This is a genomic window from Bradyrhizobium agreste, from assembly GCF_016031625.1.
GTDB classification, from domain to species: domain Bacteria; phylum Pseudomonadota; class Alphaproteobacteria; order Rhizobiales; family Xanthobacteraceae; genus Bradyrhizobium; species Bradyrhizobium agreste.
Map to the genome: position 1 here is coordinate 123036 of NZ_JACCHP010000017.1, position 14412 is coordinate 137447.

The 14412-nt window shown below is 63.3% G+C and carries 15 protein-coding genes; 7 read left to right on the forward strand and 8 right to left on the reverse strand.

Going from position 1 to position 14412, the window contains the following annotated elements:
* Position 1: 1 nt before the first annotated feature.
* Positions 2–949, reverse strand: a complete 948-nt coding sequence (locus HZZ13_RS24235; protein ID WP_197962019.1) for an AAA family ATPase — start codon at positions 947–949, stop codon at positions 2–4.
* Between the two features lie 147 nt (positions 950–1096).
* A complete protein-coding gene (locus tag HZZ13_RS24240; RefSeq protein WP_036007702.1) occupies positions 1097–1297 on the reverse strand; it encodes a hypothetical protein in 201 nt (66 codons plus the stop codon).
* Positions 1298–1520: 223 nt separating this feature from the next.
* On the opposite strand from HZZ13_RS24240, the gene HZZ13_RS24245 reads away from it, so the two are divergent.
* Positions 1521–2495 carry a quinone oxidoreductase family protein gene (locus tag HZZ13_RS24245; protein ID WP_197962020.1) on the forward strand — a complete coding sequence of 325 codons (975 nt, stop codon included), beginning with the start codon at positions 1521–1523 and terminating at the stop codon, positions 2493–2495.
* A 138-nt stretch (positions 2496–2633) separates the two neighbouring features.
* On the opposite strand, the gene HZZ13_RS24250 is transcribed toward HZZ13_RS24245, so the two are convergent.
* Complete coding sequence (locus HZZ13_RS24250) at positions 2634–2909, reverse strand: hypothetical protein (protein WP_197949840.1); 276 nt, start codon at positions 2907–2909, stop codon at positions 2634–2636.
* Positions 2910–3011: 102 nt separating this feature from the next.
* The gene (locus HZZ13_RS24255) at positions 3012–3620 is read right to left on the reverse strand and encodes a S24 family peptidase (protein WP_024343287.1); all 609 of its coding nucleotides are present in this window, start codon (positions 3618–3620) and stop codon (positions 3012–3014) included.
* Between the two features lie 156 nt (positions 3621–3776).
* Here HZZ13_RS24255 and HZZ13_RS24260 point away from each other — a divergent pair, with 156 nt between their 5' ends.
* Both HZZ13_RS24260 and HZZ13_RS24265 read left to right on the forward strand, forming a co-directional pair.
* On the forward strand, positions 3777–4313 hold the full coding sequence (locus tag HZZ13_RS24260) for a GcrA family cell cycle regulator (protein ID WP_197962021.1): 537 nt from the start codon (positions 3777–3779) through the stop codon (positions 4311–4313).
* Positions 4314–4359: 46 nt separating this feature from the next.
* A complete protein-coding gene (locus HZZ13_RS24265; RefSeq protein ID WP_197962022.1) occupies positions 4360–4935 on the forward strand; it encodes a hypothetical protein in 576 nt (191 codons plus the stop codon).
* Positions 4936–4980: 45 nt separating this feature from the next.
* Here the strand turns inward: HZZ13_RS24265 and HZZ13_RS24270 are convergent, their stop codons facing one another.
* The gene (locus HZZ13_RS24270; protein WP_197962023.1) at positions 4981–5337 is read right to left on the reverse strand and encodes a hypothetical protein; all 357 of its coding nucleotides are present in this window, start codon (positions 5335–5337) and stop codon (positions 4981–4983) included.
* A 570-nt stretch (positions 5338–5907) separates the two neighbouring features.
* Between HZZ13_RS24270 and HZZ13_RS36955 the strand changes: the two genes are divergently transcribed.
* On the forward strand, positions 5908–6093 hold the full coding sequence (locus HZZ13_RS36955) for a hypothetical protein (RefSeq protein WP_246504543.1): 186 nt from the start codon (positions 5908–5910) through the stop codon (positions 6091–6093).
* Positions 6094–6238: 145 nt separating this feature from the next.
* Positions 6239–6580, forward strand: coding sequence for a phasin (locus HZZ13_RS24280; protein WP_128926959.1), 342 nt, complete (start codon positions 6239–6241; stop codon positions 6578–6580).
* A gap of 285 nt (positions 6581–6865) precedes the next feature.
* Here HZZ13_RS24280 and HZZ13_RS24285 read toward each other — a convergent pair whose 3' ends face one another.
* The 3 genes from HZZ13_RS24285 to HZZ13_RS24295 form a co-directional block, all read right to left on the reverse strand.
* The gene (locus HZZ13_RS24285; RefSeq protein ID WP_197962025.1) at positions 6866–7183 is read right to left on the reverse strand and encodes a c-type cytochrome; all 318 of its coding nucleotides are present in this window, start codon (positions 7181–7183) and stop codon (positions 6866–6868) included.
* A gap of 282 nt (positions 7184–7465) precedes the next feature.
* A complete protein-coding gene (locus HZZ13_RS24290) occupies positions 7466–8296 on the reverse strand; it encodes an alpha/beta fold hydrolase (RefSeq protein WP_197962026.1) in 831 nt (276 codons plus the stop codon).
* A gap of 148 nt (positions 8297–8444) precedes the next feature.
* Positions 8445–10241, reverse strand: coding sequence for a ShlB/FhaC/HecB family hemolysin secretion/activation protein (locus tag HZZ13_RS24295; RefSeq protein ID WP_197962027.1), 1797 nt, complete (start codon positions 10239–10241; stop codon positions 8445–8447).
* A gap of 125 nt (positions 10242–10366) precedes the next feature.
* Between HZZ13_RS24295 and HZZ13_RS24300 the strand changes: the two genes are divergently transcribed.
* Entirely contained in the window at positions 10367–11593 is a 1227-nt protein-coding gene (locus HZZ13_RS24300) for a FecR domain-containing protein (RefSeq protein WP_197962028.1), read from the forward strand.
* 59 nt (positions 11594–11652) lie between these two features.
* Positions 11653–14391, forward strand: coding sequence for an EAL domain-containing protein (locus HZZ13_RS24305; protein ID WP_197962029.1), 2739 nt, complete (start codon positions 11653–11655; stop codon positions 14389–14391).
* The last annotated feature ends 21 nt before the right edge of the window (positions 14392–14412 follow it).

Here is a 14412-nt window from a genome sequence, read left to right on the forward strand (position 1 = left end):
GTCAACCGAAGACGTTGGACCGGGCCGCCTTGGCAATGAAGGTCGTCACCTGCGGCGTCGCGGCCTCGATGTCGGCTTCGTATTTCAGGAGCACGTTGAGCGTGTCCTTGACGATGTCAGTATCGAGTTCGGAGGCCTGGAGCAGCACCAGCACGCGCGCCCAGTCGATGGTCTCGCTAACCGACGGCAGCTTCTTCAGATCCAACGAGCGGATCTCGTGGATGAAGCCGACCATCTGCCTGCGCAGCGTCTGCGAGATGCCGGGCACGCGGCTTTCGACGATGCGCTCTTCGAGCCGCTGCTCGGGGAAGCCGATATGCAGATGCAGGCAGCGCCGCTTCAGCGCGTCGCCGAGGTCGCGCTCGCTGTTGGAGGTGAGGATCACCGTCGGCGGCGCGATCGCCGAGACGGTTCCGAGCTCGGGGATAGTGACCTGGAAATCGGAGAGGATTTCCAGCAGCAGCGATTCGAATTCGGCGTCCGACTTGTCGATCTCGTCGATCAGGAGCACGCAGCCGCCCGGCTGCCCAAGCGCCTGGAGCAGCGGCCGCGGCTCGACGAATTCCTTGGAGAAGAACACGTCGCCGAAATCGTGAAGCTGGTCGAGTGCGGCATGCAGCGTCTGCGCGCCGCCGAGAACCTCGCCGAGCTTGTCCTTGAGAATCTGCGTGTAGAGAAGCTGCTTGGCGTATTTCCACTCGTAGAGCGCCTTGGCCTCGTCGAGGCCTTCGTAGCATTGCAGGCGGATCATCTTCAGGCCGCGCCAGGCCGCGATCGCCTTGGCGAGCTCGGTCTTGCCGACGCCCGCGGGGCCCTCGACCAGGATCGGCTTCTCGATCTGCTGCGACAAATAGACGGCGGTCGCGATCTGCCGGCTCGCGATGTAGCCCTGCGCGGCGAGGCCGCTCTCCACTGCCTCGATCGAGGTCGAGGCCTTCTGATCAGCCACGAAAGGGCGCTCCCAAAGGTCTTGCTTGAGGCTTGTTCTGCCTGCGTTCCCGGCAAAGAACAAGCCACGTTTGGGAGACATCAGACCCGCGCGAACGGCATTTTTTCCGCTAAGCGCAAATAGTTGAGCGGTTCGCCCTTGGCGCGGTCAGTGCCGCAGCAGCTCCGGCTTGCGGATCGTCTGCCGCAGCTCGGCGCCGCAATCGGCGCATTCATAGACGAAGTCGATCTTGGCCAGGCTCCAATGCGGCTCGACCTCGCGCACATACATCGGCAGGAACCCCATACAGGTAGGGCAATTCACTGGCGCGATTTCGACGTCCTGATGATGCTGAACGTAAGCTGGCATCTCGGCTCTCCTTCGCAGGCGACCATCAAACCCCGCGCAAAGGCTACTGCCGGTTGCCCTGATCCCCTCATCAACTCTTTCGAACGGAGGCGGAACGGCGGGCGTTTGTCGTTCGCTGTGACATTCTTGTTACGGCTCTGTACTGTAACGGGCGGACCAAATGGCTATTTCAAAGGCCGATCCGGTATTCGGACTTTCATCTCAACGATAAGGGAGCACGCCCATGACGCATGCCATTCGCTTTCACAAAACCGGCGGTCCGGAAGTCCTGGTCTGGGAGGAGGTCAGCGTCGGCAAACCTGGGCCCGGCGAGGCGCGCATCCGCCACACCGCGGTCGGCCTCAATTTCGTCGACATCTATAACCGTTCCGGTCTTTATCCGGCGCAACTGCCGAGCGGGCTCGGCAGCGAGGCGGCCGGCGTCGTCGAGGAGGTCGGGCCCGGCGTCACCGATCTGAAGCTGGGCGATCGAGTCGCTTATGGCGCCTCGCCGCTCGGGGCCTATTCGGAGGCGCGGCTGATTCCCGCCGACCGGCTGTTGAAATTGCCCGACGGCGTCGACGACAAGACGGCGGCGGCCATGATGCTCAAGGGGCTCACCACGCAATATCTGATCCGCCAGACCTATCGGGTGAAGGCTGGCGATACCATCCTGCTCCACGCCGCCGCCGGCGGTGTCGGCCTGATCTTGAGCCAGTGGGCCAAGCATCTCGGCGCGACTGTGATCGGCACCGTCAGCAACGACGAGAAGGCGAAGCTCGCCAAGGCGCATGGCTGCGACCACGTGATCATCTATACAAGGGAAGATTTCGTGAAGCGGGTCGACGAGATCACCGGCGGCAAGAAGGTGCCGGTGGTGTATGATTCCGTCGGCAAGGACACGTTCCTGAAATCGCTGGATTGCCTCGCCCCGCTCGGCGTCGCTGCGCTGTTCGGCCAGTCCTCCGGCGCAGTGGAGCCGCTCAATCTCGGCCTGCTCGCCCAGAAGGGCTCCCTCTACGTCACGCGTCCGACACTGTTCACCTATGCCGCCAAGCGCGAAAATCTGGTGGCGATGGCGGGCGAGTTGTTCGACGTCGTCAAGTCCGGTGCGGTCAAGATCGAGGTGCATCAGACCTATCCGCTGAAGGACGCCGCCACGGCGCACGCCGATCTTGCGGCACGCAAGACCACGGGATCGACCGTTCTCCTGGTGTAATGCCCGACGGGGCGGTGGCGCAGGCTCTAAAGCGCGATGCGATTAGGATGAATCGTCATCGCGCTTTAGGCTATTGACGGAGCATGATCTTTTCGGAAAACCGCGGCACGCTTTTCCGGATCATGCTCTTGGCCTGCGTCACGTCCTCTCGTGCTTGCGCAGGTCGCGGATGTGATCGAGGCGGATTGCCTGGAGATCGACGTCCTCGGGCTCGATCTGTGGGAGAGCCGCCTCGGCCAGGATGGCCTCGGTGACATCCTCGACCGAGTTCTCCACAATCTCGTGGATGAACGAGACGTTCCGATACTCACCCGAGGCGAGGCGGGAGATGACCTCGCGCCGGGTGATTTCGGGATCGACGACCGCCTCGCGGCCCCGCCGCCCATAATCGATCATCACGACGAAATATTGCATGAAACGATCCTGCCGCGCTCCGTGGTCGGGGTGCGGCAGATTATTTTCGAAAATCGGAATTATGTCAAGCGCGATTTCTATAAATCGGAAATGGCGGCTGTCTCATTTACCCTTCTTGCGCGGGCGCGCCGACTTCGCGCGCAGCCGCTCAAGCTGCCCCTTGGGCATGGACAGGCAGATCTCCCCGACCCAGTCGAGCTTGACACCGACGATCGGCTTGGCATTGAAGCTCGTGAGGTTGACCACCGAGGGGGATTTGCCCCGCTCGATGGTCTTCAGATAGCGCTCGCCGGTCTTGAGGCGGACCACTGCCTCTTCGCCGTAAAAGCTCGACAGCGGGTGGCGCTGGTCCTTGTAGACGACGATGACGTCCCCGCTCTCGTATTTCGGCAGCATCGAATCGCCCACGATCTCGAATGCGATCGTCTCTTCCATGATCGGGAAGGGCAATGTGACGTCACCGAGACCTTCCGGCGGAACCTGTTCGTAATCCGGCTCGATCACCGCGCCGGCTCCGACGCGGCCCATGATCGGCGCGAGATTGAGCTCGAGATATTCCATGATCGGAATGATCTCCGAGGCCTTCACCAGGCGCTCGCCGCCGAGAATCTCCGAGACGGCGCCGGGTCGCACGCCCATGGCCGCCGCCAGGCCGCCCTTGCTCTTGCCCGTCTTCTCAAGGCCCCGCTCGATCATTGCTACGTCCAACATGGTGATTCCCTCGATTGCGCACCGTTTCGCCTCTTATAATCCGAAATTCGGAATTGATGCAATTATGAATATCAGAAATACGAGCTTGACTCTATATTCGGAATAACGGAATGTGTGTCTCGCCTCTCGGGTGGAGGCGCATCACAGGACAGCAGCATGGAACCGGGCCATTGGCCGTCGGAGCACTCCGACGCGCTTCGCGACTATTTTCACAAAGGCATGTCTTATGCGGAGATTGGAAGGCAATTAAACGCAAGGTTTGGAACGGCTTATACGCGAAGCGCGGTGATCGGCCGCGCCAAGCGGCTCGGGCTCATCGTGCCGCAATGGATGACCAGCCCGGCGCTGGCGCCGCCCTTGCCGGGCGAACCGAGCCTGATTTCGCCGCGCCGGGCCACGTGGCCGAGCCTCAATCTGCCGCCGAAGTCCGCCATGAAGCCTGCGGCGCGGCTGAAGTTGCGCTGTGTCGGCATCCAGCCGCGCCTGATCCCATTGGTCGAACTCGAGCCGACCGACTGCCGCTATCCCTATGGCGGCGACAAGGACGGTGAGGAAATCGCCTTCTGCGGCCACCCGCGCCAGCCGGGCTCAAGCTATTGCGCGCCGCATGGCCGCCTGACGCGCCGTTCCGAGGCTGCGTCAGCAACCCGTGTCGCAGGACCCGTCGTGCTGCGGCTGGTCTCGGTCGTCTGACAGTCCCGCCCGCCGTTCAATCCCAAGTCTTGCAAGGAGTATCCGAGTGGCTCGTGCCCGACGCAACAAGTCCTACAAATTAGCGCAGATCTACGACCGGCGGTCGCGGGAGGTGCCGTTTAACGCCGAGATCGCGGAGGTGGAGGTCGACAATCCGCTCGGGCTCGATTCCGGCGAGAAGATCCTGGCCATCCGGTCCGTCCGCGGCGATCCGCTCGGCCGGCTGCACGCGCACCACCAGATCGACGAGGCCCAGTACCGCGGCGGGCGCGCCTTCCAGAACGACTGGGAGCGGGCGGAGCGTGGCCCGCAGGCGGTGGATACGACGCGCGAATATGTCGATGGGACCGGCACGCGCGAGCCCGTCACCGAGAGCCAGCGTCAGGCGGTGTTGCGGCTCAATCGAGTCGAGCGAGAGCTCGGCACCGACGGTGCCGCGCTGGTACACGACGTACTGGTGCTGGGTCTGACCATGGATCAGGTCGGTCAGCGTCGTGCCGTCCGCACGCAACGCTGGAACGATTACTTCGCGCGGCGTTTTCGCGAATGCCTGGACCGGCTGGCGCTGATCTACGGCTTCGCGACGGAGACGGGAACGGCGCGCGGGAGCCGGCGCGGATGATTGCGGAACGCCGGCGGTCGCGGCCGCCGGCGTCCCATCGATTGCTTACGGATGAGGGACGATTCGGTAGGGCGTGGTGTAGGGCTCGACGCGCAGCGAGGCATGGGCCAGCAGGCCGATCTTGGCTGTCGGTGCCTGCTGCAATTCGCCGTTGGGGCCACGATGCACGTTGTATTGCCAGACGGTGAGATCGCCTTTCTGTGCCAGCGCATGTGCAACGGCGCTCGCATCATTGCCGCCGAGCGCCTGAAGCTCCTCCGCCGACAGTCCGACGACGATCTCGTCCTTGACGGTGACGATCTTGAACAGGTTCATCTTGGTCTCCTGCGCCCATGCGCCTTGTGTCGAGAGGGTGAGAAGCGCGACTGCGGCGCCCTTGATGAGATCGCAGCGAGAAAGCATGCCGTCGTCCTTTGGTGCTGAGGCGCGCCCACATCGGAGAGTCTTCAGCCATGGCGCCCCAATCTGCGTGGCCGTGCCGCAACGGCTTGGTCGCTTGCGCATTGACGGCGGTTCACGGTGGACCGGCCGCGAGATCGACTTTCACGCGCCTAATGCAACCGCCGGGACCGGATTCAACAAATGCGTGTATATTGCCGAAGAATCGCCAATTCGTGCGCGCTAACGTGCATTCACATCGGAAACACGACGAAACCCTGTGTCGATTGATACCCACGAGGGCCTGTGTTGCGTGATTGATGCCGCTTCTTGACGCAGGTGGGTGACGGCGAGCGATATTCCTGTTATCCGGAAAACGCCGTAGCGCGATGCAGACCAGGCATCGCTATACCCACGGTTGGGCTTGCCGGATGGGTTGTTGCTTGGCATAGTTGCAACCAGATGGCGGCTGTCGTTTGGATGCGGTTCAGCGTGCAACCCGGCGGGTCCCTTCGGCCGAACGTTCGTCGCCATGGTTCTGTTCGGCGTTCGGTTGTCGAGAGGATCACGACCGATGCTTGTCATAGGTGCGAGATGAAAAACCTCAATTTCGCGGCCGAGCTGCATCTCAAGCTCGGTGTGCCTGCAGGCAGCACTGTCGAAAGTCTGCGCCTGCTCCGCGCCTTCCTGAAGCTTGCGCCGCGACAGCGCTTCGAGGTGATCAAGCTGGTCGAAGATCTCGCCACCGAAGAAGTTCTTCCCGAGCACCCCTTATCCTAAAGTCTGGCCGCGCGCCGGCCCCATGCCGTTTCCCGATCCTTTCCTGCCGAAGCAGGGCTCCCGGTGTCGTTCCCCGCAGGGCTGGCCGCTGGATAGCGGCCGGGCAAGTGTGGTATTCAGATGGGAAAAAGGGAGGAGTGCGATCATGATCGAACCGAAGCTCGAAGTTCCGGCCGAACTGCGCGACTTGGCCGAGAAGACGATCGACCAGGCGGAGAAGGCTTTCGGCATGTTCTTTGAAGCGGCGACCAAATCGATGTCGTCCGTTCCGGGGGCGGGGACAGAGGTGTCGAAGCAGGCGTTGGCTTTCACGGAGCAGAACATGAAGTCGGCCTTCGAGCATGCACGCAAGCTGGTGCATGCCACCGACCTCCAGGAGGCGATGCGAATCCAATCCGATTTCCTCCGCAGTCAGTTCACCAGCGCCGGGGATCACATGCGTCAGATGACCGGCAGTCTCATGCAGCCCGGCAAAGGCAAGTCCTGATTCTCGGTCTGTGTACAGCGTGCCCACAAATTGATCTTGTATGACGTGAAGATCCGCGCTTCGATACCGGTGCAGGTCCATGACGGGCCACCGAATGATCCCATTCGCCGTCCGTCATCCTTTCTGCTGATCCCTGCCGGTCCACCGGCAGGGATTTGCATTTGCAGCCTTCGTGCAGCCCGGCGTAACCATCAGGGATGAAGCTCGATCTATTCCTGAAGCATGACCTTCGGAAATGCGCTGCGCTGTTTGCGCGAGCGCGGCCTTCGGCGGCCGATCAGGCATCTAACGCAGCGATGCGATGTAGGCCGCGATATCGCCGGCTTCGGTTCGGCTCAGGGGAAAATTCGGCATCTTCGGGTGCGGATCGAGCAGGAAGAAGGCGAGCCTTTCCGCACTGAAATCCGGCCGGCGCGCGACGGACGTAAAGGAAGGGACGTCGGCGCTCGCCTGGGCCTGTCTGTTCGCCACGACATGGCAGCTGGCACACCAGCGCCTGGCGAGTTCGGCGCCGTGATTGGCATCAGCGCCGAGAGCAGACGACGAGCCGAAGCCAGAGACGAGGCCAAGCAGCAGGAAAATCCGTCTCACATGCCGGAGCATAGGGCAATCTTTCTGCATTCGCTTGCGGCTGCCGCGCTCATCCGCAGCAGGATCCTGGAAACTGCGAGAGATCGATGCGAGCGACGATCGAGCGCAGTAGCCTGCGGGTCGAACGATAGAGATGCCGCATGAATCCCGGCACTCTCGCCGCGGGCTGGCCCTTCGGAACAAAGCTTTTCGTATCAAGACTTCCGGTATCGTGCGACACGTGTCTCTCCGACGCCATGTGGTTTTCTACCGCGCCGCGTGAGAGCCGCCTTGATCTGCCGCAAAGCGTCCCGGCTAATAATCTCCTGGGTTCATGATCATTGGGCTCTTCGTTTCCGCCGGCGCGAGCGCGCTGCTGGCGCTGTCACGCAGGAAGCGGTCGAGCGTCTCCTGTATCTTCTCCTTGACCGAGGTGGGACCGCGGTCGCTCATCTCCGTGTGCTGTGCGCCGGTGAGGATGATGTCGATGCCGCGCGCCTTGGCCTCTTCCGGCGTCGGAAGCACGCCGGGGTCTGTCACGAAGTGCGGGTCCTTCGAGCGGAACGACAGGATCTTCATGTGGTCGCTGACCACAAAGGGCACCCGCAGATTGTCGAGCGTGATCACCTTCGACACCAGCTCCGGGTGCTGATGGGCGACATACATGGAGACGTCGCCGCCATTGGAGTGGCCGACGAGGGTAATGTGGTCGTATTCGACGTTCTCCTGCCGTTTCTTCAGCTCGCCCAGCACGAAGAGAATGTTGGCTTCGCAGCGGATGTAGACGTCACGCCGACCGACATATTGCTGACCGACTTGCGTCATCAGCGGCGGATCGCTCGGCAAGTCCTGCTGGATGCTGGCAACCAGATAGCCTCGCGCGGCGAGCACGTTGGCAAGGAAGGAATATTCGGTCGCCTTGACGGTGTTGCCGTTGCTGATGACGGCGAGGGGAAGCTTCCAGAGGCCGAGATTGGCCTTGGTCTCGTAGTCGCGCCGCACGGCGATCTCGACCGAGATCGGGCGCTGGCGCGAGGCGTCGAAGAGGGCCAGGGCCTCATGGCGGATCGCGAACTGGCTGACGACGAAATACTGCCCGATGCCGAGGACGCAGAGAAGCGCCAGGGTGGCAAACACCTTTTTCATGATCCGTCTCAAATCACCTTTGCCTGAACATGATCGTTGGGAACTCCCGGTCGAGCGATCGTGAGGAGGTTACGGGATCAAATTTAGGCAAGTCTGTGGACAAGGCCGCGAAAAGGCCGCAAGCCGGCTCGATCGCGCGAAGAACGGGCTAGAGACAGCTCGCCCGGCCGCGTTCGGGGCAGAGCCGGAACGCGCTCGACAGCGTGAAAAGGAAGCGCGGGCTGCGACGCTCGTTGTCCGGCGCCCGGTAGCTCAGGGGGACGGCGACGCCGAAATCGGCCTGGAGGTCGTCCGGCAGGAAGAAGCGCACACCGGCTCCGGCCGATGTCAGCGACAGGCCGTCGCTCAGGCGGTAACCGTGGTTCCAGACGGCGCCGGCGTCGCCAAAGGCATAGAGCTGATAGCCGGTCCAGTAGCGGAAATTGAGCTTCTGGTCGAAGCGCAGCTCGAGCGAGCCGGCGAGGCCGTTGTCGCCGCTGATCTCGGCTGCGCGATAGCCGCGGCCGAAGGCCGCGCCGCCGAGATAGAATTGCTGTGAGGTGAACAGCGGACGCGACGCCGTCTGGCTCGCCGCAGCGAGCTTGAGCGACCAGACATCGTTGAGTGTCTGATAGCGCGTGAACCAGAGGTTCAGCACCGAGAAGTTCGAGGAGGCGCCGTCGCGCGACAACAGATCGTCGTCGAAATGCGAGGCGCCAAAAATGTCCAGGCCCTGACGGTAAGCCAGAGTCGCAAAATTGGTACCGCCAAAACGATCCAGCAGCCGGTAGTCGGCGGTCAGGCTCGCCGTCCTGATGTGGTCGTTGTACCAGGGCCCGTAAAGGTCATGCTCGGACACATTGCTGAAGGTCGTCGCAGCGGTCAGCGTGAGCGTGGAGGATTGCGACTGCAACGGGACCATGCTGGCACGCAGCTCGAACGCCTCGGTCGTGGTGATGTCGCTGTCGAGCCGGCGCATGTCGCCCGGCCGTACCGCGCTGTACAGCACGGAAGCGCCGAGGCGGACACCGTCGATGCCGACGGGTGCATCGTACGACAGGCGTGCAAAGCCGAGCTGGCGGGGGTCGTTGGCAATGGTCGACAGGTTGACCGCCAAGGTGTCGCCGGGCGTGAGGTAGGAGTTGAACGCGCCGGTAGCGTAGGTTTGCCAGGGACCGACCGACGAGGATCCGAGATTGTCGAGGCCGAACGAGGAGAAGACGTGCCAGGTTTTCAAATAGATGGTCAGGCGGAAGCGGCCCGTCGTACCGCCGATCTCCTCCAGCGCAGTGTCGGTGATCCGGACGCCCGGCCTGCCATTGATCAGGAAGAGCTGGCGTTCGAGCGTTACCAGTCGCGAAGGCTGTTCGGCCAGAACCGGCGCGAGCATCGGCCTTATGCCGAACTGCTCGGCGCCGTCGCCCTTCAGCTCGGCCTGCACGATTGCGCCTTCCAAGACCTGAATCCGGACACGGCCGTCGGCGATGTCCTGCGGTGGCACGATGGCGCGGCTCAGATGAAAGCCGGCTTCGCGATAGAGGTCGCTGATGGCGCCTGCGATCGTGCCCAAATCCGCCTGCGAGACCTTCCGGCCTAGATAATGCCGGTAGACCGCAGCGATGCGGTCGGGGGAAACGGCATGGGCTCCGCTGACGCTGACGCCGTGCAGGACGAATTGCGGCTTGGTATCGCCGTCCGTCGTGGACTGTCCGACGCTCGGCAACCGGACCGCTGGACGGCCGAGCGATTCCTGCTCGGTCTGGTTATCGAAATATTTCTCGGGCTGGCGCGGATCGAAACCCGGCTGGTTCGCCTGCTGCGCGAATGCCACTGGAACAGCCGCGAAAATTGCTGCCAGCGATGCCAATGCGGTAAGGAGATGCCGTTTCTCACAGCGCGCGGCGACACTGTCTCCGTAGTTCAACGGAGGATCTGCCACGGGGCGGTAAGGGTTCGTTAGCCGCATGATTTTTCATAGTTTTTTATGGTCAACGATTGGTTAATCAGGCCGCGCCGCTGGCCGCTTTCCGATAATCCTATCTTGAGTCATTTCGGATACCCCTCAGCCGTAAACGCGGGCTGAGGGTTATCATGTTCGGCAAAGTTGCAATGCGGCGCGCCCTGGCGGCGGCGCTGATCCTGGGCACGGCCTCCGGTGCATTCGCGGCGGACGACGGTGTGTGGTCCGTCAGCAAATCCTCGGGCGAGGTCTGGCTTGCAACGAGCGCTGCCCAACAGGTGTCGTTGACCCCCGAAGGAACGCTGAAACCTGGCGATACAATTCGCACCGGTCGCAACGGCCGCGTACTCCTCGTCCGCGGCGAGGAAACGATCCTGATCTCTCCCAATTCGGTGGTGGGCCTGCCGGCCGAGAAGAAGGACGGCCTGTCGACCACCATCATCCAGCAGGCGGGTTCGATCCTGCTCGAGGTCGAGAAGCGCAACGTCAAGCATTTCGAGGTCGAGACGCCCTATCTCGCCGCCGTGGTCAAGGGCACCCAGTTCAGCGTCACGGTCGGCGCCGGCAGCACCAAGGTCGGCGTGCTCCGCGGCCAGGTCGAAGTCTCCGATTTCAAGACGGGGCAGATTGCACAAGTGATGCCCGGCCAAGCGGCCACCGTCTTTGAACACGGCAAGCCCGGTCTCAACCTGAGCGGTGCGGGGACGTTCAATCCGATCGAGCAGGGCAAGCCCCGCGCGCCCACGATCGAGCGCGTCCCAGTGCCGAAATCAGGCCTGTCGGCGCCGCGCCATGCGGCCAATGGCCATGCCATCCATGCGCTCGGTCCGATCGACAAGGGCAACAAGACGGCCGGCGCGCCGAAGCCGTCGCATCAGGCGGCTGCTGGTCACGTCGCCAAGGCCGGCCTCGTGCGGATCTCGAGCTCGCTCGGCGAGGTCAAGCTGGACTTCCACAAGGTCACGCGCGGGCTTGCCCACGGCGCCGTGGTGCCCGGTCAGGTGCGTAACGCCAATGCCGGCGCGAGTGCCGAGACGGTCTGGAGCGACAACAAGACCAGCACGACGGCATCCAACAGCGCGATTGAAACCCCTGCAACGAGGAGTGGTGCCACAACTCCCGGCGCCGGCGGCTCATCCAATCCTGGCGCTGCGATAGCTGCAGCGGCGGCAGCGGCGGCCAATAACGGAAACGGCGGCGGCGGAGACGGCAACTCCGGCAACGGCAAGAATGACAATAGCGGCAACGGCAACAGCGGCAACAACGGCGCCACCGGTAACGGCTGGCACAACAGCGGTAACAGCGGTTCGAACGGCGGCGGTCCCGGCGGCAATGGCCACGGCCGCAGCCGACATTAAGGCGGTCTGCTAGGGGAAGAGGGGCGCATCCGCTGGTAGCGGGTGCGCGGGAGGATCGGGTGAAACGCTATCGGCCGCATATTCTCGTCGTGATCGCGCTCGCGGTGGTGTTGTCCACGGGCTGGCACGCTGCGCTTCGCAATGCGCTCACCGATCTCCGATTCAAGTGGCAATCGCGTGAGGCCACCGGCGACATCGTCGTCGTCGGCATCGATGCGCCGTCGATCGACCAGATCGGGGTGTGGCCCTGGCCGCGGCATCTCCATGCCGAGTTGCTACGAAGGCTGGAAGCGGCGGGAGCGCAGGATGTTGCCTTCGATGTCGATTTCAGCACGCCGTCAGATTCCGCCTCCGACGAGGCCTTCGCCAAGGCGTTGCGGGACGCCGGCGGCTCGACGGTCCTGCCATCCTTCAAGCAGCCGACGCCGAAGGGCGGCCCGGCCCACGTCAACCGGCCGCTGAAGGCGTTCAGCAACCAGTCATGGCCGGCCGTCGTCAATGTCGCGATCGAATCCGACGGTCTGGTTCGCCGTTATCCGTTCGGCGAGAAGCTCGGCGACGCCTTCATGCCTTCGATGGCCGTCGTGCTGGCCGGGCGTGACGCCAATCAGCGGCCGCCCTTTCTCGTCGACTTCAGCATTCGTGCACCCTCCATTCCCGCGTTCTCCTATGTCGACGTGCTGCGCGGCGATAGTGCCACGCTCGACAAGCTGAAAGGCAAGAAGGTCATCATTGGCGCCACCGCGCTCGAGCTCGGCGACCGTTTCAGCGTTCCGAATGGCAGGATCATCTCGGGGCCGGTCCTCCAGGCGCTCGCCGCTGAATCGATCCTTCAGAACCGGATGCTGCGCTGGACCTCCGATATGGGCATGGTGCTCGGGCTGGGCGCGATCTCCCTGCTGATGATGTATTCGTGGCGCCGCGTCGCACCAGGACTTCGCGTCGCAATCCTGATCGCAGCCTGGGCGGCGGTCGAACTCGCCGCTCTCCTCGTGCAGGCTAGATGGCCCCTCGTCATCGATACGTCGCTGTTCCACATCGCGATCATCGCTTACCTGACGGCGATTGCGCTCGACGAAATCGATTTCCGCAGCCTGCTCGGGCGCATCGCCGAGAGCCGCTTTCATCGCATCGCGATGTCGCTCGGCGACGGGCTGGTCTGCACCGACGAGGATCACCGCATCACGGTCTGGAATCCCGGCGCCAGCGCGATCTTCGGCTACATGCCGGCCGAGATCATCGGTCGTCCCTTCGAAACGCTGTGCACTCCGCCCGCGGACGGCGGTGCAAGGCCCTCCATGCACGACGCCGCGCGCCAGGCGCTCCTCGTTCCGGGCGGCGCCGTCGTCGTCGAGTTCGAAGGCCGGCGCAAGACCGGGGAAACCTTTCCGGTCGAGGCGAGCTTCTCGGGCTGGCAGGGAACGGACGGCTTTCAATATGGTGCGATCCTGCGCGATATCTCGGTGCGCAAACGCGAAGCCGAACGCATCAGGTATCTGGCTGAACACGACGCGCTGACTGGGCTTGCCAACCGGAACAAGCTGCACGTCGGTCTCACCGATCTGATCGCTGCGGCGGAGCAGCCATCTTCGGGAGTTGCTCTGCTCGTGCTCGGGCTCGACGGCTTCCAGGAGATCAACAACATGCTCGGACACTCCGCCGGCGATCTCGTGCTGCGCGCGGTCGCTGAGCGGCTCCGGGGCGAAGTCGAGGGCAAGGCGATCGTCGCCCGGCTCAGCGGCGACGAATTTGCCATCGCGATCGATTGCGCTGACCTCGGCGAGCCGGTCCCGGCGTTCGCCGAGCGGATCGCGCGTGCGTTCGAGACCCCGGTCGCAGCTGGCGCCCGGCAGCACCGCGTCAGGATCAGCGTCGGCGTCGCCGTTTATCCCGAAGGCGGGCAAAAGGCCGACGATCTCCTGAGCAATGGCCATCTGGCGCTGAGCCGCGCGAAGGCGACGCGGCGCGGAAGTCATGTGGTGTTCGAAGCAGCGATCCGGCAGGAGCTCGAGCACCGGCTGACGCTGGAGGGCGAGCTGGCGCTTGCCGCCGATCGCGGCGAATTCGAGCTGTTCTACCAGCCCCAGGTTCATCTGATCGACGGCAGTCTGGTCGGCGCCGAAGCGCTCATCCGCTGGCGGCATCCGGTGCGCGGCTACGTCTCGCCTGCCGAATTCATGCCTGTTGTCAACACCTCGGCGCTGTCGGAGCGGATCGCGAAGTGGGTGATGGAGACCGCCTGCCGTCAGGCGCGAGCCTGGGAATTGTCCGGCAACGATGTGCGCGTCGCGATCAACCTCTCCCCCTCGCAGCTTCAGTCCGGCGATCTCGCGCATTCGGTCGCCGCACTGCTCGACGAGACGGGACTGACGCCGTCGCTGCTCGAGATCGAAGTCACCGAAGACATCCTGCTGCATGACGAACGCCGCGTCCTCGAAATGTTCAAGCGAATCCAGGAGCTCGGCGTTCGGATCCTGTTCGATGATTTCGGCACCGGTTATGCGAGCCTGAGCTATCTCAAGAAGTTTCCGCTCGACGGCCTCAAGATCGACCGGTCGTTCGTCTTCGGTCTTCTTTCGAACTCCGACGACGCCGCCATCGTCGGCTCGACCATCGGACTCAGCAAGCAGCTCGGCCTCACGGTCGTGGCCGAAGGCATCGAGAACCGCGCAACGGCCGACCTCCTGGTCAGCATGGGATGCGAGGAAGGGCAGGGATATTTCTTCGGCCGTCCGATGCCGGCCGAGGCATTCGAGAAACAGTTCCTGGCTGAGCTCGCCACCGTCAGCGCGGCCTGAGCGAGAAGAAGCTCATGATCC

Excerpts from the sequence above, each read along its gene's own strand:
- HZZ13_RS24240 (WP_036007702.1), bottom strand. The coding sequence starts at position 1,297 with ATGCCAGCTTACGTTCAGCATCATCAGGACGTCGAAATCGCGCCAGTG.
- HZZ13_RS24245 (WP_197962020.1), top strand. The coding sequence starts at position 1,521 with ATGACGCATGCCATTCGCTTTCACAAAACCGGCGGTCCGGAAGTCCTG.
- HZZ13_RS24250 (WP_197949840.1), bottom strand. The coding sequence starts at position 2,909 with ATGCAATATTTCGTCGTGATGATCGATTATGGGCGGCGGGGCCGCGAG.
- HZZ13_RS24255 (WP_024343287.1), bottom strand. The coding sequence starts at position 3,620 with ATGTTGGACGTAGCAATGATCGAGCGGGGCCTTGAGAAGACGGGCAAG.
- HZZ13_RS24260 (WP_197962021.1), top strand. The coding sequence starts at position 3,777 with ATGGAACCGGGCCATTGGCCGTCGGAGCACTCCGACGCGCTTCGCGAC.
- HZZ13_RS24270 (WP_197962023.1), bottom strand. The coding sequence starts at position 5,337 with ATGCTTTCTCGCTGCGATCTCATCAAGGGCGCCGCAGTCGCGCTTCTC.
- HZZ13_RS36955 (WP_246504543.1), top strand. The coding sequence starts at position 5,908 with ATGAAAAACCTCAATTTCGCGGCCGAGCTGCATCTCAAGCTCGGTGTG.
- HZZ13_RS24280 (WP_128926959.1), top strand. The coding sequence starts at position 6,239 with ATGATCGAACCGAAGCTCGAAGTTCCGGCCGAACTGCGCGACTTGGCC.
- HZZ13_RS24285 (WP_197962025.1), bottom strand. The coding sequence starts at position 7,183 with ATGCTCCGGCATGTGAGACGGATTTTCCTGCTGCTTGGCCTCGTCTCT.
- HZZ13_RS24290 (WP_197962026.1), bottom strand. The coding sequence starts at position 8,296 with ATGAAAAAGGTGTTTGCCACCCTGGCGCTTCTCTGCGTCCTCGGCATC.
- HZZ13_RS24295 (WP_197962027.1), bottom strand. The coding sequence starts at position 10,241 with ATGCGGCTAACGAACCCTTACCGCCCCGTGGCAGATCCTCCGTTGAAC.
- HZZ13_RS24300 (WP_197962028.1), top strand. The coding sequence starts at position 10,367 with ATGTTCGGCAAAGTTGCAATGCGGCGCGCCCTGGCGGCGGCGCTGATC.